Origin of the sequence: Zwartia hollandica (assembly GCF_019923725.1) — a bacterium.
GTDB lineage: Bacteria > Pseudomonadota > Gammaproteobacteria > Burkholderiales > Burkholderiaceae_B > Zwartia > Zwartia hollandica.
This window is the reverse complement of sequence record NZ_JAHXRI010000006.1, coordinates 810,734-834,962: the sequence shown is the minus strand read 5'-3', so window position 1 is coordinate 834,962 and position 24,229 is coordinate 810,734. Positions and strand designations below refer to the sequence as shown.

Below are 24,229 nucleotides of genomic sequence, written 5' to 3'. Positions count from 1 at the left end.
AGTGCATCAAGATTTCCCGCGGCTTTCACGCCGCGGGATTTCCAATTTGTATAAATAAATCAAGTAGATATCATCAAAGAGGTTGATTGCCATGAGCCAGCGAGAAGGTAACCTAGAAGCTCCAACAAGACATCCGCTGGACTGGACAAACCCCGACTTCTACAACGAGGACTCGCTCAACAAAGAGCTCGAGCGCGTTTTTGACATCTGTCATGGCTGCCGCCGCTGCGTGAGCTTGTGCGGATCATTCCCGACACTATTTGATTTGGTCGATGCCACTGAAGACGGTGAAGTGCACGGTGTCGACAAGAAAGACTACGACAAAGTTGTGGAACAGTGCTACCTCTGCGACCTTTGCTACATGACAAAGTGTCCGTATACCCCACCCCATGAATGGAACTTGGACTTCCCCCACCTGATGCTGCGCGCCAAAGCGATCAAGCACAAGAAAGGGGAAACGACATTCCGCGACAACGTATTGTCTTCGACAGACAAGATCGGCATGTTCGCTGGCATTCCCGTTGTGACGCAGGCAATGAATGCGGTAAATAAGACAAAGATGATGCGCTCTGTCCTGGAATCGACATTAGGGGTCGACAAGGACGCTTGGATCCCTGAGTACGCATCAAAGACCTTCAAACAGGTCGCCAAAGAGTCCTCTAGTTGGCCTGTCAAAGATGGCGCTAAAACACCTGGAAAAGTTGCTGTTTACGCAACCTGTTTCATCAACTACAACGAACCAGGGATCGGGCAGGATTTATTAAAGCTGCTCGCGCACAACGAAATCCCGTACAAACTCGTTGAGAAAGAAGCTTGTTGCGGCATGCCGAAGCTTGAACTCGGTGATTTAGATTCTGTTGCGAAAAACAAAGATATCAATATCCCACAATTGATAGGGCTTGCTAAGGACGGCTATGCAATCGTGACGCCGATCCCCTCTTGCACGCTGATGTTCAAACAAGAATTACCGCTAATGTTCCCACATGAAGAGGATGTGCAGCTCGTTAAAGAAGCGATGTGGGATCCCTTTGAGTACTTCATCGCCCGCAAGAAAGACGGCCTGTTAAAGACAGACTTTAAGACTGAGCTGGGGAAAGTCAGCTACCACGCGCCCTGTCACCTGCGCGTTCAAAACGTCGGTAAGAAAACGGCCGAAACCTTGGAAATGATTCCCGGCACAGAAGTGCATCTTGTAGAGCGTTGCTCCGGACATGCGGGCACCTGGGGCGTGAAAAAAGAATTTCACAAGACGGCTATGAAGATTGGAAAGCCGGTATTTAAGAATATGGCAAGCACTGAGCCTGACTACATCAGTTCGGATTGCCAACTGGCCGGACATCATATTGAACAGGGTATGGAAGAAGGTGGCATGAAGAAATCACAAATGATGCACCCTATCTCTCTGCTGGCCAAAGCGTACAACCTTTAATTTAATCGACAAGAGATTCTCTAGAGATCATGATGGGAAAAATTCAACGTAACGAGCTATTGAGCCTGGAAGCGTATTACAAGGCACGACCTGATATGCGTCAACGCGCTATCGCCGAACGCAAAAAGAGAACTGTCATTCTCGGTGAACATCTCAATTTGATTTTCGAAAATAAATTTTTGATGCAATATCAAATACAAGAGATGCTGCGCGTTGAGAAAATCTTCGAAGATGAAAGCATCCAAGAAGAAATGGAAACCTACAACGCGCTCGTCCCAGACGGCAGCAACTTTAAAGTAACCATGAAGCTGGAGTACACCAATGAAGTCGATCGTAAAGTAGCGCTTGCGAAACTCATTGGCATTGAACATCGTGTGTTTATTGAAGTGGAAGGCCAGCCGCGCGTGTATGCCATTGCGAATGAAGACTTGGATCGATCAACTGCCGAGAAAACTTCCTCTGTGCATTTCTTGCGCTTCGAACTGACGGATGCGATGAAGAAAGCGTTAGAGGTCGGTGCTCAACTAAAAGTTGGTTGCGATCATAAAGAGTACCCCTCTCATGTCGAGTCACTTCCTGCCGAGACGCTCGCCTCTCTGGTAGAAGATTTGAATTAATTGAATACCCGACTACTTTGCAATGTTTTTGTTGGGACTTTTGTACCCCGTGATATTCTTGCTTACATGAAGGGGAGTAGCCCTCGCGCCAAAGACCGTCAATACGGGCAGTGATTCACAACACGGCCCCGGTCAGGCGAGCAGTCCCGCCAAGGGATTGCGGCAAGACCTTCGATACGTAGGCAGCCATCCTGGTTGCCGACAACACGTTTCGGAGAGTCGTCATGGAAACAATTGGCAGTTGGTGGATGTGGGCAGGTTTTGCTGTCTTCGTGGTCATCGCATGCGCGGTGGATTTGCTCGTCCTGCAAAAAAAGGGATCTGAACGGGTTTCGATCGGACAGGCTCTGCGCTGGTCCGCCCTTTGGGTAGCGCTCGCACTTGTCTTTAACGGTTTGCTCTGGTGGTACGTAGACGGCGAGGCTGGCAGGGAGATCGCTAATGCCAAAGCGGCAGAGTTCTTCACCGGCTATCTCATTGAAAAATCGCTGGCGGTAGACAACATCTTTGTATTTCTTATGTTGTTTACTTATTTTGCCGTCCCCGCACAGCTTCAGAAACGGGTGTTGATTCTCGGGGTGATTGGCGCGATCGTTTTACGTGCTGTCATGATACTGATTGGAGCCTGGCTCATTAAAGAGTTTCACTGGGTGCTCTATCTGTTTGGCGCATTTCTGTTGGCCACCGGTATCAAGATGCTCATCTTCGCAGACGCTAGCTCTGATCTGGAAAAGAATCCACTACTCAAGTGGATGCGCGGCCATATGAATTTGACCCCAGATTTTGATAGTGAAAAATTTTGGGTTACCCGACAAGGCGTACGGTTTTACACGCCGCTGTTCGTCGTCATGATTTTGATTGGTATTACTGATGTGGTGTTCGCAGTCGACAGCATTCCTGCCATCTTTGCAATCACTGAAGACCCGTTCATTGTTATGACCTCAAACATCTTTGCCATACTTGGTTTAAGAGCGATGTATTTCTTGTTGGCGGACCTCAAGGATCGCTTCCATTTACTGACCTATGGCCTTGGCGTGATACTCGTATTCGTCGGCGCCAAGATGCTGATCGTTGACTGGATAAAAATTCCAGTCGGTACCTCTCTGGGAGTCGTAGGTGCTATCCTCGCAGTATCGATGGTTGCGAGTTTGTTGACGACAAGGGTTGTCAAGCATTGAGCCAACTCCTGGGTAAATAGGTGGTTCATGCAGCGGGATTGTTAAACATGGCATCCCGCTGTATCGTTGCCTATCTATTGATTTGCCGAGGTTCATATGTCTGCTGCCATCGATTCATTTAACCTGCCCACCTCTGACGCAGGGGTCAGCATCGTAGGGCGCAAGCGAGGTTCAGGCCCACCACTGTTGTTATTGCACGGCAATCCACTCACCCAGATGAGCTGGGACCGCATTGCGCCCCGCTTGGCTGAGCACTTCACTGTTGTGACTACCGATCTGCGAGGTTATGGCGACAGTAGCAAGCCGGTCGGGCTTGCAGATAGCAGCAATTATTCCTTCAGGCGTATGGCCCAGGACCAAGTAGAGGTCATGGCGCAGCTAGGGTTCACAAGCTTTGCCCTGGCTGGACACGATCGTGGTGCACGTACGGCCTATCGTCTTGCGATGGATCATCCCGATAAGGTTTCGCGCGTTGCCTTTCTTGATATCCTACCAACGCACTGCGTCTTTAAGGATATCCAAGCGCAAATGGCGATGGATCTGTATCACTGGTGGTTCATGGCGCAACCAAAAGGATTTCCTGAGCGCTTACTGCGTGGCCATGAGGAGTTCTACATCCGTGATAAGTTAATGAAACAAGGTCCAGGCAAAGGTGGGTTCACGGAAGCGGAAATTCTTGAATACATCCGCGTCTGTACTCCAGAAAATATTCACGGAGTCTGCGAAGACTATCGGGCTGCCTTCAAAATTGACTTGCCCATGGATACGGCGGACTTTGAGTCGGGTCGAAAGGTACAACCGCCTGCGCTCGTGTTGTGGGGTGCAAAGAGCCACACGTCGCATCACCATGATCCGCGGATCGAGTGGCCGAAGTATTGCGCAAATGTTGTTCGAATGGTTGAGTTACCTTGCGGACACTATCCCACTGAGCAAGCTCCACAAGAGACTTATCAAGAGCTCTTTTCTTTTTTTAAGAACTGAGTCCGCAGGCTAGCAGCAACAGCGCTTGATCTGTGACGGCTGGCGCCAACGATACAAAGGCTCGTCATGACCTTATTAGAAAACATTGTTCGCTCGCGGAATCTGGCGAAAACGAATCAGGCAGTCAAGCGACTCATGTCTGGTCCGGGTGAAGCGAACAGCTCAAGTATGGCGCATGATGTCATTCGCCTCTACTCGACCCTCGACCATGAGGGACGCATAGAGCTTTACACGCTGCTAGCTGAAAAATTTAATCCAAATCCGAAAACTGTACTTGAAGCAGCTGCTGCATATGCAGACGAGACTAACGCACAAAACCTCATTAAGTTAACGCGCGCCGCCGAGTCACCACGACAAGAGTTGCTACGACGCATTAACCGGGCCTCTGAAGGCACAAAAACGATTCTTACGATGCGGCGAGAGATATTGAAGCTGCTCGACAAGCGTCGCAATTTAGCTGCTCTGGATTACGACATCCGGCACTTACTGTCCTCCTGGTTTAATCCAGGCTTTCTAAAAATGCATCGGGTTGACTGGAACTCGCCAGCCTTGGTGCTAGAAAAAATCATTCATCACGAAGCGGTCCATGCCATCGATGGCTGGGATGATTTAAGACGCAGACTTCAACCTGATCGCCGCTGCTTTGCATTTTTCCATCCGCAGCTGCAAGACGAGCCTCTGATTTTTGTCGAGGTCGCCTTGGTGGCTGAGATACCAAATGCTATCGGCCCGCTCGTCGACAAGAAGTCAACACCAAGTGAATCAACAAAGTTCAAGGCCGCCGTGTTTTACTCGATCAGCAATTGCGAACCTGGTCTGCGTGGTGTCTCGCTCGGAAACTTCCTGATCAAGCGCGTCGCCGATCAGCTGAAAGCCGAGTTTCCCAGCTTAAAAACCTTTGTCACCTTATCTCCGATTCCGGGATTCGTTGACTGGATTTCTAAACCAGTAGATCTCATCGCGCTCGCGCAAGATTCCGTAGTCGCCGACAAGTTCGACAAGGCGCTACGGCAAATTAGCCTCAAAGGTAAAACCATTGCCCAGCGTGTTGCAGAGGGTTGGGGGCCTGCTAGCGCCACCGACATCGAGAAAGATGCGCTACAAACTTTATGCGCAATCTATCTGCTTCATTTCTCTACACATCGCTCAGGTAGTCCAGTGGCGAAGTTTCACCTTGGTAATGGCGCTAGGCTTTACCGCCTTAACTGGGCCGCGGACCTGTCGAAAAAGGGTTTGAGGGAATCGGCTGGTCTCATGGTCAATTATCTGTATGACCTAGATGAGGTCGAAGCCAACCACGAGAAATTCAACTCGGGTGAAGTAGTTAGGGCTAAGTCGGTGGATAAGCTCATTTAGAGCCATCAATAGACACGCTATGCAGCCCCGGTAGCGTGCATTAAATAGGCTCCAACACTCCCTGCACCAAGAATCATATAGACCGGGTTTAAGCGACTAAACAGGATCACGACTAAAGCCAGTACGGCCAACGCCATCGAGACCGGCCCATTAATTGAGGCCTTCGCCACTGACCACACACCCGAGCACATTAACCCGATTGAAATAGGTTCCAGTGCATTTTGAACCGCTCGGCGCCAGGGACTTTCGCCTACCTTCGCCCAGAGTCGACCGACCATCAAACACAAGATACTCGAGGGTAAAAAAAACGATACGAGTACTGTTCCAGCACCCAACATACCAGCAATTTGCAATCCAAAGATCAATACCATCAACATATTGGGACCAGGTGCTAATTGCCCCAAACTGTAGACATGCACGAATGTTGTGTGATCGATATTAAAACTGGACTTCAATACCGTCTGCATTTCAGGAATAACCGCGGTACCACCCCCAACGGCCAACAGAGACAGCATTCCAAAAGTGAGACAGAGATGAATCAGCACACTCATTAAGTGCCCCTTGGTCTATAGATTGCAATTGCAATGGGCACCATAATCAGCAGCACCAAAATCAGAGACAAGTGAAGGACACTCATTAAGATAAAGGTCGCACCGATGATCAGTAAGGGTCTGATCTGCTTGAACAGATCGGCTCCAAGCTTATAGGTGATGGCCGCCAATAATCCCGTCGCACATGCAGCAATGCCCGCCAACAAGAGATTAACGATCGGATGATCTTGTCCCTCTTTGTAGGCATAGCCTGCGATCATGACAAATAGTGAGCCTGGCAGAATCAAACCAAACATTGCTATAAAAGCGCCTAAGCTTCCGCGCAACTTATCGCCAGCGAGTATCGCTAGGTTGACTGAATTCAACCCTGGCATCGTTTGACTGATGGCCAGTGCTGCCATGAATTGGTCCTGACTTAACCACTTCTTTTTTTCTGTAAGTAGGATTTTTTCGTAAGCAACAATGCCGCCACCAAAGCTGACTGCACCAATCAACAGAAACTCAACGAAGAGCGTAATCAAGCTAACTTTTTCGTCAGCTGGTGTTGTCGTATCGTTTGGGCAAGTCCTTGAAGGTTCTCCACTCATTCAGGAATTCCGTAAATTAAAGCAGTCTTGGTTGTACCTGTCGCAAGCCAATCGGAAATGGCGAGCTGGAGTTGTTCAAAAAACTTGTCCGCTCGTCTGTGCGCTTTTAAGTCGTCCCGATTCGCATCTGTGACGCGATAGGAATACGCTAGTTCGCCAATGATCGGATCGCCGACACTACGCATCCAGATCCCGATGTCGCAATGGGCCTGTACGCCGTCGCCAAAAGATAGGTTGCCAATCGGCAGACAAGCCTCCAGCACCTTATTCGTTTTGCCGCCCACGACTCGCACAGGCAGATCATCCTCTAACGCCAAGCGAGTCAGATCGGGAAAATATTTAGTAATACCGCCAATTGTTCTCTCGAACACCTTGTCGATTGGCACTGCATCCATGATCGAGTTGTTGGAGTATATTCTGCGTGATGAGCCGACGTGATCAGCTCGCAGGATTTCCTCTTTTAAGCGGAGTCTGTGCTTGTGGGTGGCGTTGGGCTTTGGGTCGAATTTTAAAGAAGACTTCAATTTCGGCGTTCTACACTTGAGCGTTACCTCGCACCAATCATCAACCCATACGTTTTGGCGAGATTCGCGCACGCGCAAAATCAAGTTGTTGCGCCTAAAGTGTTCGCCGGGTGTGTCAAAAAAATAGACGTTGCGCAGTCCCGTATTTGCGTTATCCAAGTGAAAGAAATTTACCTTGCTTTTCTGACAAAAGCTGACGATCAGACTTTGTAGTTGAACAATTTTTATCCGACGATCTAACCCCTCAGGGTTCAGTAAAAGCTTGAACTCGCGGTTGGTAATACGCGGGTCAAGGCCGCTTTTCTTTCTTTCTGCCATTTTGCGCACCACCTTTCGTTAAATTGTTATGGCATCTTAAATTTTGAGTACGATTACCCACAACTAAAGGGTTCTACGCGACATTTGACCACGGACGCTCTGAATTACTATGCATATTCCTCAAAATAAATTCGTCGGCATCTACCATCCATCTATCGAGTCGCACCTCTCAATAACTAAATCCAATGCCATGCTCAAAAACTTGTTTTTTTGTTTGCTTTTTACCCTAACAACTTATGGACCAATTGCAATGGCTACTGAAGAACCGCCTTACACAGTGACATTGACTGAGGGCAGCTTTGAGATCCGAGAGTATCCATCGCTGATTGCCGCCGAGGTCATTGTTACAGGGCCGCGCAACGAAGCAGTCAACGCAGGATTTCGTCTACTCGCCGGCTACATCTTTGGTGGTAACACCACACGACAAAGCATTGCGATGACATCGCCTGTCACACAAACACCGAAGGAAAATGAAAAAATTGCGATGACCGCTCCGGTTACGCAAAGTGGAGATGAACTTGGCTGGACTGTTCGGTTCATCATGCCCAAGGGGTACACACTGAATACCCTTCCAATCCCGAATGACCCAAAGGTCAAGCTTGTGGCTCTCGAGCCCACCCGTGTGGCTGTTGTGAAGTTTTCTGGGCTTGCGAAAGAACCAGACATTATCGAACACACACAGCAACTCAAACAGTTCATGCTTGAAAAAAAGTTAGTCGCGGCGGGTTCTGAAACACTTGCACGCTATGACCCACCTTGGACGCTGTGGTTTTTGCGTCGTAACGAACTGATGATCAAGTGTTTATGAGAATGCTTGCTCATCTTGCGTCTGACACGCCACCATTTAGGTAATAACGCTATTCAAGGCCCCACCTACATCAAACTCTGCTAGCATCCAAGAGGTTGTTAAACCTTTGCGCTCGGAGCTCCTCAGATGTCGACCCCCATTCAAAACAAAGGCTATGCCGTATTACACGACTCAAGCGTGAACCGTGGTTCGGCATTTACCGAAGCGCAAAGAAAAGCGGCGGGGCTGGAGGGACTATTACCCGCAGGCGTGGATACCTTAGAGCTCCAGATCGCTCGGGTCCACACTCAACTTAACATGCTTGACACTGACTTACAGCGCTATTTGTTTTTAATGGACTTACAAAGCCGCAATCAGACACTTTTTTATGCCGTGCTGATGTCAGATGCTGCTAAATTTATGCCACTTGTCTATACACCCACAGTCGGCGAGGCATGTCAAAAATTCGACCATATTTTCCGCTCGACACGCGGACTCTATCTGCCCATTAGCGCTAAAGGGCGTCTACAAGAGCTGATGTCAAACTGGCCACAGAATGACATTCGTTTTATCGTCGTCACAGATGGCGAACGTATTCTTGGGCTGGGTGACTTGGGTGTGGGTGGGATGGGCATCCCGATCGGCAAGCTCGCACTGTACACCGCGGTTGCGGGTGTTCCTCCCGAATTGACACTACCGATTACGCTAGACGTCGGCACCAACAATCAAACGCTACTGGATGACCCGTTATACCTAGGCCTGCGTCAGCAACGTGTGCGTGGCGACGACTACCACGCGTTTATCGCAGAGTTCGTCGATGCCGTGCAAGCGCTTTATCCGAAATGTTGTTTGCAATGGGAAGACTTCGCCAACTTCAACGCGGTGTCGATTCTCGAAACATACAAAGACAAAATCTGTACGTATAACGATGATATCCAAGGCACAGCGGGTATCGCACTCGCGGGACTGTACGCCGCGCTGCGAATCACCGGTCAAAAGCTGACTGATCAACGCTTTCTGTTTATGGGTGCCGGATCTGCAGCCACTGGTATTGCCGAGCTCATTAGTGAGGCAATGGTGATGGAAGGCCTGACAATCGAGGAAGCACGTGCTCGCAACTGGCTGTTTGATATCAATGGGCTAGTGGAATCAACCCGAACCGACTTGGCTGATTTCCAGAAGCCTTTTGCGCATCAGCATGCATCTTGCAAGTCGTTTGTCGATGCAATTAACGCCATCAAGCCAAACGGTATTGTGGGCGTCAGTACAGTTCCCAAGCTCTTTAATCAGGCTGTAATCGAGGCGATGTCCAAGATCAATGCGCAGCCGATTATCTTTCCCTACTCTAATCCGACATCGCGCTCAGAGTGTACGGCTGAGGAAGCCTACAAATGGTCAAGCGGCAAAGCGATTTTTGCCAGTGGGAGCCCGTTTGATCCGGTGACCTTGGGGACCAAGACATTTGTCCCCGGTCAAGGCAATAACGTCTATATCTTCCCGGCAATGGGCATGGCCGTGCTGGCCACCGAAGCAAAACGCGTGACACAGCAAATGTTTATCGTGGCCGCCAAAGCTGTGGCGGAGCAGGTCACACAAGAGGACTTGAATACAGGTCTCATTTATCCCCCTCAGTCACAGATTCTGAATGCGTCGCTTCATACGGCCGCTAAAGTCGCGACTTACGTATTTGATAATGGCTTAGCCCGAGTCGAACGCCCGAAGGATATCGCGGCAAACATAAAGAACCTCGCTTACAAACCTGTCTATGGTGACTGATTTGACGCTAGCGCATTTCTTCTAGAGTATGAATTTGGTCTTTATCCTTGGAGTATTTTCATGAATATCGAACTCGATGAAATCACTGCACAAGATATACCTGACGCTGCGCTAGAACAGGCCGCCGGTAGCGAACAGAGATGGAATGTATGCTGGACTGGCGCCGCACGCTCACGTTCATGTTTCTGATTATGCACATGGGTTGATCGCTATCGATGATAGCGAATGTCCGACATCTTGCTTGTCGATAGACCGCATTCGCTCCGGTGCATGTCACGAGGTGCCTGTTTCTTGTCTGTATCAGTCACTAAAAATGTCATCCTTCATCCCACACTCCAACCAGAGCGGCTCTGACCTGTCCTAGTTTCGGGCGAGACACTGGCGTAAGCGCTAGAAAATCACACATAACGCTATTAATGGGGCAATACCCAACCAAGCTAACTCAGCTTCGGTGCTCAACCACGCCTTCAACTTACAGTGGGAGGGCCGATTGCACACAAATGCACGGACATATTCATTGACGCGCGACACATTGGGGATTTAAAGTGAAGGAGGTATTTTTAAATGCCTTGGGCTTGTTAGCCACTGCTGACCGGTAATCCTCAACCTTGGAGTTTGCGATGAACATTGAACTGAATGAAGTTGTTGTACAGGATGTTTCTGACGATGCGCTGGAGCTGGCTGCCGTTGGTGGGATGGCTTATGCACAAGGTAGCTGGCTCAACCTTCAAACTTACTGTGTTTCTTAGCCATTACTGACAGCATCACAAACCGCCTGAGGTGCTGAAACCTCAGGCTTTTTTTCGTCTGCGGGCGTGCTCTTTTTGAATAAAAGCTGATCAGTGACCAGCGCAACCAGAGTGGTAATTAATACCTGTTTTCCAACTAAGATGCTGGAATCTCAGATGTGGCGTTATATGATGATAGTCACACGCTTGAGAACTTAAACATATGAATAACTCTCCTCTTTACAAAAGCCAGATAGATATCGCTGTAGGCGCCTATGATCGGACTGCGGCTCTACTAGATGGCTCGGTCCAAGTTGAAGGCTTCAACACACACTTTATTGCGGGCAATTTAGAAGAGATTTTTGCCCAAGCCTTTACGTCTGCGCCATTTCCTGTCACCGAACTCTCCTTTAGTAATTTTTTGATCTCTAGCGCGCGCGGCACTTGCCCCTACGTCGCCCTGCCCATCTTTCCCTCTAGATGTTTTCGTCATTCGGCCATCTATGTCCGATCGGACGCCGGCATCAAATCGCCCGCTGATTTGCGAGGTAAACGCATTGGTACTCGTGAGTATTCCAACACACTGTCCTTGGTTGTTCGGGGAATACTGACAGATGAATATGGCTTCTCACCGGAAGCAAATGATTGGCTGATCGGCGATGTGGATCACGTAGAGCGGAAGACGATCGACAGCATAAACTGGCCGACCAACGCTGTATCGATTAAGGCTGTTGTAGGACGTCCACTCTCCAGCCTGATGATGGCTGGCGATTTAGATGCTTTGATTTCCTATTCGCCCCCTGACCATTTCGGCAAGGATGCCTCCACTATTCGACTTTTTCCTGAGTGGCGGACAGTGGAGCAAGACTACTACCGGCGGACAAAGATATTTCCGATCATGCACATCATGGGCATTCGCCGAGATATCCTCGCAGCGCACCCGACACTTGCCAGCGCACTTGTTGATGCTTTCGAGCAAGCGAAAAAGCTGGCACAGGCACAGTTAGATGTGCATCATGTGCTTCCTGTGATGCTGCCGTGGATGACTGCAGAACTACAAGCGACTGAAGCCCTTATGGGTCAGGATTTTTGGAAATACGGTCTGGAAGCAAACCGGAACACGCTTGAAACGCAAATTAGCTGGTCGTTCGAGCAGGGACTCATCCCTCGCAAACTTGCCTTAGAAGAAATCTTTGTTGATTGTTAATACTAAACAGCGAGTACCCGTTCAACATAAACGCCGCGGCAATCCATTTCGTACTCGAGTGCGACGACCGGCGGACGATTTAAATGCCACGTCAACCCACCGCGCATCGCTCCGCGCCGGCCAATTTCCTCAGACATGAGCGCGTAGATATTGTGCACGGTGTAGAGCTGAGTGGCAGTGACGTCTGACCAGCCGAAGCCGAGCACACGCATCCGATTTTCCATTTCATCCAGCACCCAACGCGCTTTGTTTCTTAAGCCTTCAGGCGATAGATCTCCAAGACTGATAATGTGATCTTTGTAGTTGCCCTGACCCTCTGGGGCTTCGCCGCTACCGGCAATGACAAAAGACGGCGCGGCAGAGGGGTCTGGCACTGTGTAGGAGAAAGCATAAAATCCGGGCTCTTGTGGAGGATCCATTTCCGGACAAACGTTACTGCGCGCAACGGGGTTACTTTTTCCATCAAACAGTCCCCATCGCGCAAGCGTACCAACATATTCCTTGTTGAACGCCTCAAAACCAGCCTCATCGAACGGACGTGGCGAGCGTAATTCGCACGCGCAAAAGGCAGAAAGCGGTCTTCCAGCCTCTTTGAGTGTCGTTTCAATCAGGCGAAATCCCTCGGCCAAGGTAACAACATTCATCAAACGGACTCGCTCGATCCGAAACCCAGGCTCAGCAGCAACACCTGCCGAGTACTGAAAAACACCGGGTACGAAACGATAGTTACCTGGTCCGTAAACTTGAGCTTTTGTCATGATAGAGGTATCTGTAAAGGTGATGTGTCTCGGCATATTGGCAGTGCAGTCGTGACGGTAGCATAGGCCACCTTAGGCGCTCTCAGCGACTTTTACAGTTCAGTATAAGCCGACCTGAAAATGGGAGCCAAAGGAGCGATGTTTTACTTACCAAGGTAGATCTCGACCCTCTCATTGCCTCGACCTTTGTTGTTTCGCTTAAGCTTGATCGTGCCAATTTCAGCCGTTCGTTTTACGTGGGTTCCGCCACAGGGGACGCGTGAGAAACCCGCAATCTCCCAAAAACGACGCTCAGTGAGTTCGTCTTCAAAACCGGTAATGATTTCCATATTTGCCGAAATGATTGCGTTAGCCGCAGCTTCAATCGAGGGAAGTAGCGGTGTGATGCTCTCTGGCCAAGCAAAGTCAATGCGCGCTTTGTCCGGAGCAATATGAGCACCAACTTTATTGACCTCCCCTAATGTCTTATAAAAAAGCTCAAGAACTAGTTCAGCAGCAAAGTGCAGTCGCATGAGTTGGTACCTCCTGGCCCAATCAATCTGAATCAGCACTGACTGCCCTACCGACAGTCCGTGGCTTTCCGCTAAGGTATAGACGATATCTAAACCACGCTTTTGTGCGACTAGGACTGTTTGACCGTTAATCGTGCCGCTGTCACTCTCTTGTCCCCCAGAAAATGCAAAGAAGATGGTCTCGGACAAGGTAACGTCATTACCTGACACAGTCGAAACGGTAGTTGAGAGCTTGGTCTGATACGGGTCGGACCAAAAGACTTTTGGGCTCATCGGTTTGACCTGATCTGATTCTCATGTACTGGCTGGGCAGCCCTGTTACATCATAAGCCGCCTGAGATGCTGAATAAGATAATGACTGTTTTGTCCAATGTACATCTACGTATGTACATTATCTTTGTTTTGCATTAAGATGTACATGTACATCCAATGAGGTTTGCTATGGCCAACACCAAACTATTTAAGAACGGCAACTCACAAGCTGTCCGTATTCCTGCAGAACTTGCCTACAGCTCGTGGAACGTAGAGCTTGTAATCGAGCGGCAAGGCGATGAGTTGCGCATACGTCCGGCCCAACGGCGCATGGGTGATGTGCTGGGAAAATTTGCAAAATTTTCACCTGACTTTATGGCGCGGGGGCGCGGTGAGAACATCGAAGGTGAGCGTGAAGCGTTATGAGTCCAAAGTACATGCTCGACACCAACATCTGCATCTACCTTATGAAGCACCAGCCACCCGAAGTCAGGGAGCGCTTTGCCGCCTGCTTTGTCGGCGACATTGTCATTTCCGCAGTCACCCTAGCAGAGCTTGAGTTCGGCATTGCTCGCAGTAGTGCAACATCGCAAGTTGTAAACCGCTCGGCGCTCGACAGTTTGCTCGAAGACATTCTGGTGGCGCCCTTTGAAGCTCAGGCGGCCAAAGCCTACGGACCGATTCGTGCCACGTACAAAGATCGCAACCGTGATGCACTGGATAAACTCATTGCCTCACATGCCATTGCTCTTGACGCGAAACTGGTCACCAACAACGAAGCAGACTTTGTGAACTACGCTGGGCTGGTTGTAGAAAACTGGGTCAACAACCACTAAACCTATAACTTGACAAAGGGTCTTGGTCCAATTGCGGCCGCTAGATGCGGTCAGTCACATCCCATGTGGCGTTTGTACATCTCCGGGTTATGCCCGGCAGGGATGTTCTTGCACGGATCATCGGCATAACCGCGAAGGATGTTGTAGCGCTTGATTTGCTCTGGTGTGAGAAACAGCACAGTCTTGTAGTGTTGTGAAAGATGAATGAAGCGCAGTTCTGACCTTGCACTCTCTGCGTCGGCTAACAAGCGGCGCAGCGATGACTCGTCTACTTTTCCTGAGGCAAAGGCGGCTTCCAAGGCTTTTTCTGCCGCAATCAAACGCTCGCCTGTTGGTATGGCTGCTTTGCGCATTTCGTCCAACAACACCTGGGTTTTGTCGACTTGGTCAGCAGCCAAGGGGATCTTGTCCTTGAGCTCTAGCAGATGAGAAGGGCCAGGCATACCGTTGAGTTCGGCAGCAAGGGCCAGTCCCCATCCACCTCCACGCCGAAGTTCGTTGATGTCGTTGTCGGACAGCGATTTGATGGCTCGGTTTTGCATTCCTGCATAAGGTGTCTGCCCGGCTTGATTGTGTTGAGCCAAAGTCAAAAAAGGCATGCACATAAATAGAGCCAAGAGCAAAACGTTTCGCTTCAAAGTACTCTCCAGATTCAAATACAAGCCCCGCGCGGCTTTTAAGAAAGGATAAATTTGTCCCTGTTTGAGTTTATCAGCAGCACGCAAATGGGTTGGAAATTGTTCGAACGACTTGGATTCAATTCGAAATAGTTTGGGCGGGGCAGCACTGATAACATCACAAAACGGCTGAGATGCTGAAATCTCAGGTTTTTTGCTTTTGGTCTGCGCGAGGGATACGAACCATCCTGGCCGCGCCGTTTTCCCAATCTTACGCATAAGATCAAGGCAGCTCTGTAGATTGTCGAGTCATTTGTATTTGTCATTTGATATCACTATTGATACCATTTATGGATGAGTACAGTTGGAAAAATTCTCGAACAAATGCGCACTGAGCCTGCCAATGCGCGCTTTTCCGAGCTACAACGTGTGTGTGAAACCTATTTTGGAAAACCTAGGCAAAACGGCAGCAGTCACGCCATCTACAAAACGCCATGACCTGGAAATCCGAGGGTCAATATTCAGAACAACAAAGGAAAGGCAAAGGCTTATCAAGTTCGACAAGTCCTTCTTGCCATTGAGCGTTTAGGAGCTAAGCCATGAACATCAATCACTACACCTATCGAGTCACTTGGTCTGCCGAAGACAACGAGCACGTGGGTTTATGCACAGAGTTTCCCTCGCTCTCTTGGCTTGCAGCCAGCCCTGAAAAAGCACTTTCCGGCATCCGCCGAGTCGTGGGTGAAGTGGTTTCTGAAATGACTGCCTGTGGTGAACCCATCCCAGAAGCGCTTGCTGAAAAGAACTACAGTGGCCGCTTCATGGTTCGAGTGCCATCGCTCGTGCATCGTCGCCTCGCTACCGAGGCTGCCGACCTGGGGGTGAGCATCAATCGCTTAGTTTCGGCTAAATTGGCTCTCTCTTAACCGCCAACGCTCAAGGAACGCCCCAACGAACTGGAATCAGTTCCAACGACGTGGGATCAGTTTGAAATAGTTTTGGCGGACAGAGGGGGATTCGAACCCCCGATACGCTTTGAACGTATACACGCTTTCCAGGCGTGCGCCTTCAACCGCTCGGCCACCTGTCCGCTGTGTCATTTCTAAAGAAAAACAACAGCCCTCTATTCTAGCATCACCGCTCGAGCGACAGCATCCGCTGGACGTATCGGGCAATCGTGTCGACCTCAAGGTTCACTTTTTGCCCGGGAACAAGGTGTTTGAGTGTCGTCACCGAGATCGTGTGGGGGATCAGGTTGATACTGAACTGGCAGCCCTGGGCAACATCTTCTACCCGATTCACCGTCAGGCTGACACCGTTAACCGTAATTGAGCCTTTGTACGCCAGAAAAGCAGCCAAATCTTTTGAGGCCTGGACGATCAACTCCCAGGACTCGCCCACGGGCTCAAACTTCACCACCTCGCCCAAGCCGTCGACATGGCCCGAGACGATATGCCCACCAATTTGATCGCCTACCCGTAGGGACTTCTCGAGGTTGACTTCACCCTCTTTGTCCAGACCCATAGTCAAGCGCAAACTCTCGCGCGATACATCCACAGCAAACCCATCAGCATGTTTCGACACAACCGTCATGCATGCGCCCTGAATCGCGATTGAATCGCCTAACCCAACATCGTTCAAATCTAAACCACCGGCGTGAATCGTCAGATGGACGCCCGCATATGCGTGACCACCGTCCAACGGCTCAATTTTCTGAATACGACCAACGGCCGCGACAATTCCGGTAAACATTTAAAGCGCCTTATCTAAGCCAGGTTGGGTTAAATGTATTTTTTGCATCAGCTCTTGCCAATGGGATGCAATCCGTGCACGCAATCGTACATCCGCACCGAAGCGTGTCACATCCGTGAACTCAAAACGCTGCACACCCTCAAGTTTGGTCAGTGAGGGCAACTGCGCCATACTCAAGCCCTCTCCTAACAACATGGGTGCCATATAAACCAGCAACTCGTCCACACAGTCTGCCTGCAACAGAGCGCCGTTCAAACCTGAACCCGCTTCGACGTGTACTTCATTCGTATCATGTTCAGCCAACCAGCGCATCATCGCGCGCATGTCGATGCGACGACGCGCTTGCCCAGCAGGCGCTGATGAATCTTCAGGCACGTTCACCACAGTAATTCCACGGTCAGCAAAACGCGCTGCTTTCTCTGCGTTTTGATCACCGGTAAAAACAATTGCGCCTTCACCGCTTAAGACAGCGGCATCATCGTTGATCTCAAAACCTGGATCAATCACGGCACGGCGCGGTTGTCGCGCTGTCACGACGTGACGCACATTCATCTTCGGATTATCTGCTCTGACAGTACCGATACCAGTCAAGACCACACAGCTGCGTGCACGCCAATGATGTCCGTCTGCACGCGCCTCGGGGCCCGTGATCCACTGCGACACGCCGTTTGTCAAACCGGTTTTGCCATCCAAGGATGCAGCTATTTTCATCCATACATAGGGTAAAGCGCGCGTCATACGCGATACAAACCCTGGATTGATCGCCAACGCTTCGTCAGCACAGATACCTACATCCACCACAATCCCTGCCTCACGCAGACGACGCATGCCGCGACCGGCTACGCTTGGATTCGGATCAAAATGTGCGAACACGACACGCGTGGGTCGTGCCGCAATAATTGCATCTACACAAGGTGGCGTGCGACCATGATGGCTACACGGCTCGAGTGTGATATACATCGTGGCACCACTCGCATCATTGCCACGCGCAGCCATATCTTTTAATGCCATGACCTCTGCGTGATGACTACCCACGCGCTGGGTCGCCCCCGCACCAATCACTTTTGCATCACGCACCAACACACATCCAACACGCGGATTAGGCGACGGCACGTACAAAGCCCCTTCGGCTAAGGCGAGCGCCTGACGCATAAAAAATACGTCTTGATCAAGGTTGCGTGGGGAAAAAGAATTTGCGTTCACGTGCGTTAGCCCTTGCGCTGTGACGGTGGACCCTGCATCTCGCGGATCGCTTCGACAAACTCGCCGATATCTTCAAAACTTTTGTAGACCGAGGCAAAGCGCACGTAGGCCACCTTGTCGAGTTTTTTTAGTTCGGCCATCACAAGACCGCCTAAATATTCGGTCGTAATCTCTCGTTGACCGGAGGTGAGAAGGTTATCCTCAATACGCATCACGACCGCATCTACTTCTTCAGTACTGACGGGTCGCTTGCGTAAGGCAAGCGACAAGCTCGCGCGTAACTTCGTCGCGTCGTATTCGTTACGACTACCGTTGCGCTTGACGATGGTTGGCATCGTCAACTCAGCGCGTTCATAGGTCGTGAAACGACGGTCGCACGACGTGCAACGTCGGCGACGGCGAATGAAGTCGCCCTCGTCTGCTCCACGAGAGTCAACCACCTGCGTATCAGGATGCCCGCAAAAGGGACACTTCATGGATCGCCTTGATCAAGAACTGCGTGGGCGACCAACTGCGCCGCCCAACGCTTAACGATAGACTGGAAAAGATGCCGTCAAGGCATTCACACGCTCGCGCACGGAGGCAATATTTGCCTCGTCGCGTGGCTTGTCCAGGACATCTGCAATCAGATTGCCGGTGAGCTCGGCCTCTGCTTCGTTAAAACCACGTGTCGTCATCGCTGGTGTACCCAAACGCACACCGCTGGTGACGAACGGTTTTTCTGGATCATTGGGAATGCTGTTCTTGTTGACAGTGATATGCGCCTGACCAAGCACTGCCTCGGCCTCTTTACCGGTGATGCCTTTGGAGCGCAGATCTACCAGCATGACATGGCTTTCGGTGCGACCGGACACAATGCGCAAACCCCGCTTGACCAATGTCTGCGCCATGACCTGCGCATTTTTAACAACTTGAGCTGCGTAGGCCTTGAATTCTGGTGTCGCTGCTTCGCGGAAAGCAACCGCTTTCGCAGCAATGACGTGCATCAGGGGACCACCCTGAATGCCAGGGAAGATCGCCGAGTTGATTGCTTTTTCATGTTCGGCTTTCATCATGATGACGCCACCACGTGGACCACGCAACGACTTGTGGGTTGTGGAGGTGACAAAGTCGGCATGGGGCACTGGGTTTGGATACGCACCGCCCGCAACCAGACCCGAGTAATGTGCAACATCCACCAACAACAGCGCGCCATTGTCTTTCGCGATTCGGGCTAAGCGCTCAAAATCGATATGCAAAGAATAAGCTGAAGCACCTGCAACGATCATTTTTGGCTTTTGCGTTTTGGCAAGCTGCTCAACCTTATCGTAGTCAAGCACTTCGTTTGCATCCAGGCCATACTGGTGAAAGTTGTAGAGTTTGCCCGAGGCATTAACCGAGGCGCCGTGGGTCAAGTGACCACCTTCAGCAAGGCTCATCCCTAAGACAGAATCACCTGGCTTGAGGAAAGCCAGGTAAACCGCCTGGTTGGCTTGCGAGCCAGAGTTTGGTTGGACGTTAGCCGCTTCGGCGCCGAACAGCGCTTTGAGGCGATCGATTGCAAGCTGCTCCACGATGTCGACATATTCACACCCACCGTAATAACGCTTGCCTGGATACCCCTCAGCGTACTTGTTCGTCATCTGCGTACCCTGCGCCTGCATGACTGCAGGGCTGGCATAGTTCTCAGATGCGATTAGCTCAATGTGCTGTTCTTGACGCTTATCTTCTTTTTGGATGGCGGCCCAAACGTCGGGGTCTACGCGGTCAAGGGTAAGTTTGCGGTCAAACATGAAAAGTCCTGGCGAAATAATGACTAAATAGTGGATAACGCTAGTGTACTGCGCCCCGGAAGGGGCGGTCCCCTTAGGCGGGCGCAGTTACCGTAACACGGGCGAATTTACGTTTGCCCACCTGAACAACGTAGGTGCCAGCTGGCAGCTGCAGTGCCTTGTCTTCAATGCGGTCGCCATCAATCCTGACCCCGCCCTGTTCGACGTTGCGCTGCGCTTCCGCCCCTGAGGCAACCAAACCGGCTTCCCGCAGCAATTTGAGGACACCGACGGGTGCGCCGGCGATCGTGACTTCAGGAATATCGTCCGGGATCGCACCGTCTCGGAAGCGTGCGTCAAAGGCTGCCAAAGCAGCCTCGGCCGCCTGCTGCGAATGAAAACGAGCCACGATTTCCTGAGCAAGCGCCACTTTGGCATCCCGCGGGTTACGGCCGGCATCAATTTCTTGTCGCAATGCAGCAATATCTTCAAGGCTTCGGAAAGAAAGCAGTTCAAAGTACTTCCACATGAGCGTGTCCGAGATTGACATGATCTTGCCAAACATGGACTCGGGTGCCTCGCCAATACCAATATAGTTATTCTTGGACTTGGACATCTTTTCGACGCCATCGGTCCCTTCAAGTAACGGCATGGTCAGAATGCACTGAGGCTCCTGCCCGTACTCTTTTTGCAGTTCACGACCAACCAACAAGTTGAACTTTTGATCGGTCCCACCAAGCTCGAGGTCTGCCTTGAGCGCCACCGAGTCGTAGCCTTGCATCAAGGGGTACAGAAACTCGTGCACCGAGATTGGCACCCCAGTCTTGAAGCGTTTGGTGAAATCATCGCGCTCCATCATTCGCGCCACGGTGTAGCGCGACGCCAACTGGATCATGCCGCGGGCGCCAAGCGGGTCACACCATTCCGAGTTGTAACGGATCTCGGTGCGTGCGGGATCCAAGACCAAACTAGCCTGCGCGTAATAGGTCTTGGCGTTTGACTCGATTTGCTCGCGAGTGAGCGGAGGCCGAGTACTGTTGCGTCCGGACGGGTCACCTATCATGGAGGTGAAATCGCCAATCAAAAAGATCACGGTGTGGCCGAGATCTTGGAGCTGACGCATCTTATTGAGTACGACCGTGTGACCGAGGTGTATATCTGGCGCCGTTGGGTCAAGACCAAGCTTGACACGCAAGGGCACGCCGGTCGCATGGCTACGGGCAAGCTTTTGAGCAAACTCTGCTTTGACGAGAAGCTCTTCACAGCCACGCTCAACAATTCGTAAGTTAGACTCAATTGCAGGCGTAATCGGATATTTTGTAGTCGACATAACAGAAGTAAGCGTAAGAATGCACTAAAAATCGGAAAAAAACGTGTCGGGCTTGCTGAAATCGGCTAACATTCGTAACAGCCAAGCCGACATCATACGCAAACTAGCGGGTAGCCGCCATGCGTAACGGCGAAGCTCATACGTTTTTATTTCAGGATTCGTTCTACATGCATTCAGTTTCTGACACTCCCGAGCGGCGCTCAAGTCTTGTTCCAGGCGCAATTATCAGCCTGGCGCTGGTCGCCGGCTTGGCTGCAGTCGCGCTTGGCGTCGTGCATCCGCCGCAAACAGAACGAACCGATCTGATCGAGCAACCAATCCCAGAGCAGCGGTTGGTTCAGAATGTCGTGCCCTTTCCTCTACCGGCCGACCCAACGCCTGTCGAACATACAGCCACTGAAACACCCTACATTACCGAGACGCGGATTCGCGCGGGTGACACGCTGGCCTCAGTACTGAAACGAGTGGATGTGTCTAACTCCGATTTACTCAATTTTCTAGCCCGAGAACCCAAAGCACGCTCGATCTACAAGCTATTTGCGGGACGTACCGTGCAAGCGGGATCGGATCACAATGGCAACCTGCTCTGGGTCCGCTATATCTATAGTCCGAATAGTGAAGTCAACGGCCAGGGCATTGCCAAAACACTGCAAATCTCGACGACTGAGTCCGGATTCAAAGCAGAAGAGCTTGAACTACCCCTCGAGTCGCACACAGAGGTCGCTGTTGGCACCATTCGTACCTCCCTCTTTGCCGCCACTGACATTGCCGGGATCCCAGATGGAATCACGTCGCAAATGGCGGAAGTCCTAAGTAGCAAGATTGATTTCTTACGCGGCTTGCGTCCGGGTGATCAATTCCGAGTGGTCTACGAGACCCGTAGTATTGGTGGCCGTATCGCCGGCGCTGGTCGCGTACTAGCGCTCGAGTTCGTCAATGGTGGCAAGCCCTACAGCGCTGTCTGGTTTAGCCCTGATGGTGAGACCGGTAGCTACTACGACCTTGAGGGCGAGAGCCTGCGGGGTGCTTTTTTACGTAACTCACTGAAATTTTCGCGTGTGAGTTCAACATTTGGAATGCGTACCATTCGCGGTGTGCAGGCTTGGTCTGGTTTCCACCCCGGCGTAGACTACGCCGCGCCCATGGGTACGCCAATTCATGCCACAGCGGACGGCACAGTAGACTTTGTGGGCTGGAGAGACGGTTACGGCAACACAATCATTTTGCGCCACCACAGCAAAATCACCACGCTCTATGCCCATCAAAGTCGCTTCGCCGATGGCATCAAGGCGGGATCCAAAGTTTCGCAAGGTCAGTTGATCGGCTATGTGGGCTCGACTGGCTGGTCGACAGGACCACATTTGCATTATGAATTCCGCGTGGCGGACAAGCCAATTGATCCCCTGCAGGCTACCGCAAATATGCCGGTATCGAAGCCACTTGAGCCAGAACACCGCGCGCTGTTCGCCAAAGTTATCGCTCCATATCAACAGCAGCTGCAGGTACTGGCTAAGTACCAAGAAGCGATCCCCGAAAGCAGTAACGTCGCTAGTCGTTAAACGTAACGGTGACGATCAACCCGGGCTCCTGCTATATCGGTTTGATGTCAGGCACAAGCCTGGACGGCATTGATGCCGTATTGGCGCGCTTCGATTCAAACGGACATCCCACGATTCTTTCTAGAGCAAGCGTCCCTTTGACGCTGAGCTTAAAAGATGAGCTTCTTGCTTTAAATACGAGTGGTGTCGATGAACTCGCGCGCGCTGCAAAGGCGTCTAATGCGCTCGTTGAACTGTATGCACTGGCAGTTGAGCAAGCGCTCGCTCACTCGGCTGTTTCAGTAAAAGAGGTCTCTGCTATCGGGGCGCACGGTCAAACCGTCAGACATTGCCCATACGATGGTTACACCCTCCAGTTAAACGCTCCCGCAAGACTCGCCGAACTAACCGGCATAACTGTAATTGCAGATTTTCGAAGTCGCGACGTTGCGGCCGGCGGGCAAGGCGCGCCCCTTGTTCCAATGTTTCATGCGGGAGTCTTTGCAGCACCGCATACGCGTGTCGTACTTAACCTTGGGGGCATTGCAAACATTACGATCCTGCGACCAGAGGCTGAACCGCAGGGCTTTGATACGGGTCCAGCAAATGTCTTGATGGACCTGTGGTGCCAATTGCACACTGACAAGCCGTACGACGCAAACGGACAGTGGGGTGCGGGTGGAACAGTCGATCAGCGCCTACTTAAAGTCCTTATTGAAGAGGAGCCTTGGTTCGCACTGCCACCACCAAAGTCTACTGGGCGTGATCTGTTTAATCGGACTTGGTTAGAACAACGACTCACGCAAGCAGGCATTGCCATCTTCGATCCAGCGCGCAGACAAGATGTACAAGCAACGCTGCGATCCTTGACGGCAGAAACCGTTGCGCGCGCGGTCTGTGCCCACGCACCAGACGCAAAAGATTTATTGGTTTGTGGGGGCGGCGCGCACAACAAAGCATTGTTGGATGATCTGCGCAACTTACTCGGTTGCGCAGTCGAGCAGACAGATAAGGTGGGGATTGGCACACAAGATGTTGAGGCACTTGCGTTCGCTTGGCTCGCCTGGGCGCATCAACAAGGCATCGCAGTAAGTCGCCCCGCCGTAACCGGAGCTCGCGGCAAGCGCATTCTAGGCGCTTGCTGGCCAGCCTAGCCGCTCGTAAGCGGCTCAGGCTTTAAACGTTTAAACAGAGAAGGACGAGCCGCAACCACAGGTTGTGGTTGCATTCGGGTTGCGAATTACAAACTGCGAGCCTTCGATGTCTTCTTTGTAGTCGATTTCAGCACCAACCAAATACTGAAAGCTCATGGGATCCACGAGTAGCGACACACCATTTTTTTCCAATGTCGTGTCATCTTCGTTTACGTCCTCATCAAACGTAAATCCATATTGAAAGCCCGAGCAACCACCACCTTGAACAAAAACACGCAACTTAAGGTTGGCGTTACCTTCTTCAATCAACAAGTCTTTGACTTTCGCTGCCGCCGAATCCGTGAAAAGAATTGGAGTGGGTGGTGCTTGCAAATCAACGGTCTGTGTCACTGTGCTCATGGTGTAGCTCCTGCCCAAATGTTGGGCGACTGACTAATACTAAAACGATACCCGACTAGGATGGTCAACTATAACGCAAACGAAAGGT

27 protein-coding genes and 1 tRNA gene are annotated in these 24,229 nt (G+C 51.0%); 15 read left to right on the top strand and 13 right to left on the bottom strand.

Going from position 1 to position 24,229, the window contains the following annotated elements; all coding sequences use genetic code 11:
• Positions 1-91: 91 nt before the first annotated feature.
• From KZZ10_RS07370 to KZZ10_RS07350, 5 genes are all read left to right on the top strand, one after another.
• Positions 92-1,429: a (Fe-S)-binding protein gene (locus tag KZZ10_RS07370; RefSeq protein WP_259660836.1), complete on the top strand. Its 1,338-nt coding sequence runs from the start codon at positions 92-94 to the stop codon at positions 1,427-1,429.
• 29 nt (positions 1,430-1,458) lie between these two features.
• A complete protein-coding gene (locus KZZ10_RS07365) occupies positions 1,459-2,046 on the top strand; it encodes a DUF3501 family protein (RefSeq protein ID WP_259660835.1) in 588 nt (195 codons plus the stop codon).
• A 224-nt stretch (positions 2,047-2,270) separates the two neighbouring features.
• Positions 2,271-3,224, top strand: a complete 954-nt coding sequence (locus KZZ10_RS07360; protein WP_259660834.1) for a TerC family protein — start codon at positions 2,271-2,273, stop codon at positions 3,222-3,224.
• A 96-nt stretch (positions 3,225-3,320) separates the two neighbouring features.
• The gene (locus KZZ10_RS07355) at positions 3,321-4,205 is read left to right on the top strand and encodes an alpha/beta fold hydrolase (RefSeq protein ID WP_259660833.1); all 885 of its coding nucleotides are present in this window, start codon (positions 3,321-3,323) and stop codon (positions 4,203-4,205) included.
• A gap of 66 nt (positions 4,206-4,271) precedes the next feature.
• Entirely contained in the window at positions 4,272-5,561 is a 1,290-nt protein-coding gene (locus KZZ10_RS07350; RefSeq protein ID WP_259660832.1) for a malonyl-CoA decarboxylase, read from the top strand.
• Between the two features lie 17 nt (positions 5,562-5,578).
• On the opposite strand, the gene KZZ10_RS07345 is transcribed toward KZZ10_RS07350, so the two are convergent.
• Genes KZZ10_RS07345 through KZZ10_RS07335 form a run of 3 tightly spaced genes read right to left on the bottom strand, consistent with a single transcriptional unit; the run spans position 5,579 to position 7,541 of the window.
• Positions 5,579-6,112, bottom strand: coding sequence for a chromate transporter (locus tag KZZ10_RS07345; protein ID WP_259660831.1), 534 nt, complete (start codon positions 6,110-6,112; stop codon positions 5,579-5,581).
• Positions 6,112-6,699: a chromate transporter gene (locus KZZ10_RS07340; protein WP_259660830.1), complete on the bottom strand. Its 588-nt coding sequence runs from the start codon at positions 6,697-6,699 to the stop codon at positions 6,112-6,114. The genes KZZ10_RS07345 and KZZ10_RS07340 overlap by 1 nt, the downstream gene beginning before the upstream one ends.
• A complete protein-coding gene (locus KZZ10_RS07335; protein WP_259660829.1) occupies positions 6,696-7,541 on the bottom strand; it encodes a CYTH domain-containing protein in 846 nt (281 codons plus the stop codon). Before KZZ10_RS07335 ends, KZZ10_RS07340 begins: the two co-directional genes overlap by 4 nt.
• A 250-nt stretch (positions 7,542-7,791) precedes the next feature.
• Between KZZ10_RS07335 and KZZ10_RS07330 the strand changes: the two genes are divergently transcribed.
• The 5 genes from KZZ10_RS07330 to KZZ10_RS07310 all read left to right on the top strand — a co-directional run bounded on the left by KZZ10_RS07330 (position 7,792) and on the right by KZZ10_RS07310 (position 12,039).
• Positions 7,792-8,349 carry an SOUL family heme-binding protein gene (locus tag KZZ10_RS07330; RefSeq protein WP_259660828.1) on the top strand — a complete coding sequence of 186 codons (558 nt, stop codon included), beginning with the start codon at positions 7,792-7,794 and terminating at the stop codon, positions 8,347-8,349.
• 126 nt (positions 8,350-8,475) lie between these two features.
• Positions 8,476-10,104 carry an NAD-dependent malic enzyme gene (locus tag KZZ10_RS07325; protein ID WP_259660827.1) on the top strand — a complete coding sequence of 543 codons (1,629 nt, stop codon included), beginning with the start codon at positions 8,476-8,478 and terminating at the stop codon, positions 10,102-10,104.
• A 60-nt stretch (positions 10,105-10,164) separates the two neighbouring features.
• A complete protein-coding gene (locus tag KZZ10_RS07320; protein ID WP_259660826.1) occupies positions 10,165-10,293 on the top strand; it encodes a hypothetical protein in 129 nt (42 codons plus the stop codon).
• A gap of 431 nt (positions 10,294-10,724) precedes the next feature.
• Entirely contained in the window at positions 10,725-10,853 is a 129-nt protein-coding gene (locus KZZ10_RS07315) for a hypothetical protein (protein ID WP_259660825.1), read from the top strand.
• Positions 10,854-11,055: 202 nt separating this feature from the next.
• Complete coding sequence (locus tag KZZ10_RS07310; RefSeq protein WP_259660824.1) at positions 11,056-12,039, top strand: ABC transporter substrate-binding protein; 984 nt, start codon at positions 11,056-11,058, stop codon at positions 12,037-12,039.
• A gap of 2 nt (positions 12,040-12,041) precedes the next feature.
• Here the strand turns inward: KZZ10_RS07310 and cnbZ are convergent, their stop codons facing one another.
• Both cnbZ and KZZ10_RS07300 read right to left on the bottom strand, forming a co-directional pair.
• The gene (cnbZ, locus tag KZZ10_RS07305; protein ID WP_259660823.1) at positions 12,042-12,797 is read right to left on the bottom strand and encodes a 2-amino-5-chloromuconate deaminase CnbZ; all 756 of its coding nucleotides are present in this window, start codon (positions 12,795-12,797) and stop codon (positions 12,042-12,044) included.
• Between the two features lie 143 nt (positions 12,798-12,940).
• Complete coding sequence (locus tag KZZ10_RS07300) at positions 12,941-13,582, bottom strand: alanyl-tRNA editing protein (RefSeq protein ID WP_259660822.1); 642 nt, start codon at positions 13,580-13,582, stop codon at positions 12,941-12,943.
• A 168-nt stretch (positions 13,583-13,750) separates the two neighbouring features.
• Between KZZ10_RS07300 and vapB the strand changes: the two genes are divergently transcribed.
• Positions 13,751-13,987 (top strand): type II toxin-antitoxin system VapB family antitoxin, encoded by a 237-nt coding sequence (vapB, locus tag KZZ10_RS07295; protein ID WP_259660821.1) that lies wholly within the window; start codon positions 13,751-13,753, stop codon positions 13,985-13,987.
• On the top strand, positions 13,984-14,397 hold the full coding sequence (locus KZZ10_RS07290) for a type II toxin-antitoxin system VapC family toxin (protein WP_259660820.1): 414 nt from the start codon (positions 13,984-13,986) through the stop codon (positions 14,395-14,397). The genes vapB and KZZ10_RS07290 overlap by 4 nt, the downstream gene beginning before the upstream one ends.
• Positions 14,398-14,447: 50 nt before the next feature.
• On the opposite strand, the gene KZZ10_RS07285 is transcribed toward KZZ10_RS07290, so the two are convergent.
• Complete coding sequence (locus KZZ10_RS07285; protein WP_259660819.1) at positions 14,448-15,035, bottom strand: Spy/CpxP family protein refolding chaperone; 588 nt, start codon at positions 15,033-15,035, stop codon at positions 14,448-14,450.
• 578 nt (positions 15,036-15,613) lie between these two features.
• Here KZZ10_RS07285 and KZZ10_RS07280 point away from each other — a divergent pair.
• The gene (locus KZZ10_RS07280) at positions 15,614-15,940 is read left to right on the top strand and encodes a type II toxin-antitoxin system HicB family antitoxin (RefSeq protein ID WP_259660818.1); all 327 of its coding nucleotides are present in this window, start codon (positions 15,614-15,616) and stop codon (positions 15,938-15,940) included.
• Positions 15,941-16,013: 73 nt separating this feature from the next.
• Here KZZ10_RS07280 and KZZ10_RS07275 read toward each other — a convergent pair.
• From KZZ10_RS07275 to tyrS, 6 genes are all read right to left on the bottom strand, one after another.
• A tRNA-Ser gene (locus KZZ10_RS07275) sits at positions 16,014-16,104 on the bottom strand.
• Between the two features lie 44 nt (positions 16,105-16,148).
• A complete protein-coding gene (locus KZZ10_RS07270) occupies positions 16,149-16,766 on the bottom strand; it encodes a riboflavin synthase (RefSeq protein ID WP_259660817.1) in 618 nt (205 codons plus the stop codon).
• A complete protein-coding gene (gene ribD, locus KZZ10_RS07265; RefSeq protein WP_311133545.1) occupies positions 16,767-17,969 on the bottom strand; it encodes a bifunctional diaminohydroxyphosphoribosylaminopyrimidine deaminase/5-amino-6-(5-phosphoribosylamino)uracil reductase RibD in 1,203 nt (400 codons plus the stop codon).
• Positions 17,970-17,974: 5 nt separating this feature from the next.
• Positions 17,975-18,445, bottom strand: coding sequence for a transcriptional regulator NrdR (gene nrdR, locus KZZ10_RS07260; protein ID WP_259660816.1), 471 nt, complete (start codon positions 18,443-18,445; stop codon positions 17,975-17,977).
• 51 nt (positions 18,446-18,496) lie between these two features.
• Positions 18,497-19,741, bottom strand: a complete 1,245-nt coding sequence (gene glyA, locus KZZ10_RS07255) for a serine hydroxymethyltransferase (RefSeq protein ID WP_259660815.1) — start codon at positions 19,739-19,741, stop codon at positions 18,497-18,499.
• Between the two features lie 73 nt (positions 19,742-19,814).
• Entirely contained in the window at positions 19,815-21,050 is a 1,236-nt protein-coding gene (gene tyrS, locus KZZ10_RS07250) for a tyrosine--tRNA ligase (protein WP_259660814.1), read from the bottom strand.
• 167 nt (positions 21,051-21,217) lie between these two features.
• On the opposite strand from tyrS, the gene KZZ10_RS07245 reads away from it, so the two are divergent.
• Positions 21,218-22,609 (top strand): M23 family metallopeptidase, encoded by a 1,392-nt coding sequence (locus tag KZZ10_RS07245; protein WP_259660813.1) that lies wholly within the window; start codon positions 21,218-21,220, stop codon positions 22,607-22,609.
• Positions 22,610-22,617: 8 nt separating this feature from the next.
• Positions 22,618-23,742, top strand: a complete 1,125-nt coding sequence (locus KZZ10_RS07240) for an anhydro-N-acetylmuramic acid kinase (RefSeq protein ID WP_259660812.1) — start codon at positions 22,618-22,620, stop codon at positions 23,740-23,742.
• Between the two features lie 30 nt (positions 23,743-23,772).
• Here KZZ10_RS07240 and erpA read toward each other — a convergent pair whose 3' ends face one another.
• Positions 23,773-24,141 carry an iron-sulfur cluster insertion protein ErpA gene (gene erpA / locus KZZ10_RS07235; protein ID WP_259660811.1) on the bottom strand — a complete coding sequence of 123 codons (369 nt, stop codon included), beginning with the start codon at positions 24,139-24,141 and terminating at the stop codon, positions 23,773-23,775.
• Positions 24,142-24,229 lie beyond the last annotated feature (88 nt).

Coding starts and splice junctions, on each gene's coding strand:
- KZZ10_RS07370 (WP_259660836.1), top strand. CDS start 92: ATGAGCCAGCGAGAAGGTAACCTAGAAGCTCCAACAAGACATCCGCTG.
- KZZ10_RS07365 (WP_259660835.1), top strand. CDS start 1,459: ATGATGGGAAAAATTCAACGTAACGAGCTATTGAGCCTGGAAGCGTAT.
- KZZ10_RS07360 (WP_259660834.1), top strand. CDS start 2,271: ATGGAAACAATTGGCAGTTGGTGGATGTGGGCAGGTTTTGCTGTCTTC.
- KZZ10_RS07355 (WP_259660833.1), top strand. CDS start 3,321: ATGTCTGCTGCCATCGATTCATTTAACCTGCCCACCTCTGACGCAGGG.
- KZZ10_RS07350 (WP_259660832.1), top strand. CDS start 4,272: ATGACCTTATTAGAAAACATTGTTCGCTCGCGGAATCTGGCGAAAACG.
- KZZ10_RS07345 (WP_259660831.1), bottom strand. CDS start 6,112: ATGAGTGTGCTGATTCATCTCTGTCTCACTTTTGGAATGCTGTCTCTG.
- KZZ10_RS07340 (WP_259660830.1), bottom strand. CDS start 6,699: ATGAGTGGAGAACCTTCAAGGACTTGCCCAAACGATACGACAACACCA.
- KZZ10_RS07335 (WP_259660829.1), bottom strand. CDS start 7,541: ATGGCAGAAAGAAAGAAAAGCGGCCTTGACCCGCGTATTACCAACCGC.
- KZZ10_RS07330 (WP_259660828.1), top strand. CDS start 7,792: ATGGCTACTGAAGAACCGCCTTACACAGTGACATTGACTGAGGGCAGC.
- KZZ10_RS07325 (WP_259660827.1), top strand. CDS start 8,476: ATGTCGACCCCCATTCAAAACAAAGGCTATGCCGTATTACACGACTCA.
- KZZ10_RS07320 (WP_259660826.1), top strand. CDS start 10,165: ATGAATATCGAACTCGATGAAATCACTGCACAAGATATACCTGACGCT.
- KZZ10_RS07315 (WP_259660825.1), top strand. CDS start 10,725: ATGAACATTGAACTGAATGAAGTTGTTGTACAGGATGTTTCTGACGAT.
- KZZ10_RS07310 (WP_259660824.1), top strand. CDS start 11,056: ATGAATAACTCTCCTCTTTACAAAAGCCAGATAGATATCGCTGTAGGC.
- cnbZ (WP_259660823.1), bottom strand. CDS start 12,797: ATGACAAAAGCTCAAGTTTACGGACCAGGTAACTATCGTTTCGTACCC.
- KZZ10_RS07300 (WP_259660822.1), bottom strand. CDS start 13,582: ATGAGCCCAAAAGTCTTTTGGTCCGACCCGTATCAGACCAAGCTCTCA.
- vapB (WP_259660821.1), top strand. CDS start 13,751: ATGGCCAACACCAAACTATTTAAGAACGGCAACTCACAAGCTGTCCGT.
- KZZ10_RS07290 (WP_259660820.1), top strand. CDS start 13,984: ATGAGTCCAAAGTACATGCTCGACACCAACATCTGCATCTACCTTATG.
- KZZ10_RS07280 (WP_259660818.1), top strand. CDS start 15,614: ATGAACATCAATCACTACACCTATCGAGTCACTTGGTCTGCCGAAGAC.
- KZZ10_RS07270 (WP_259660817.1), bottom strand. CDS start 16,766: ATGTTTACCGGAATTGTCGCGGCCGTTGGTCGTATTCAGAAAATTGAG.
- nrdR (WP_259660816.1), bottom strand. CDS start 18,445: ATGAAGTGTCCCTTTTGCGGGCATCCTGATACGCAGGTGGTTGACTCT.
- glyA (WP_259660815.1), bottom strand. CDS start 19,741: ATGTTTGACCGCAAACTTACCCTTGACCGCGTAGACCCCGACGTTTGG.
- tyrS (WP_259660814.1), bottom strand. CDS start 21,050: ATGTCGACTACAAAATATCCGATTACGCCTGCAATTGAGTCTAACTTA.
- KZZ10_RS07245 (WP_259660813.1), top strand. CDS start 21,218: ATGCATTCAGTTTCTGACACTCCCGAGCGGCGCTCAAGTCTTGTTCCA.
- erpA (WP_259660811.1), bottom strand. CDS start 24,141: ATGAGCACAGTGACACAGACCGTTGATTTGCAAGCACCACCCACTCCA.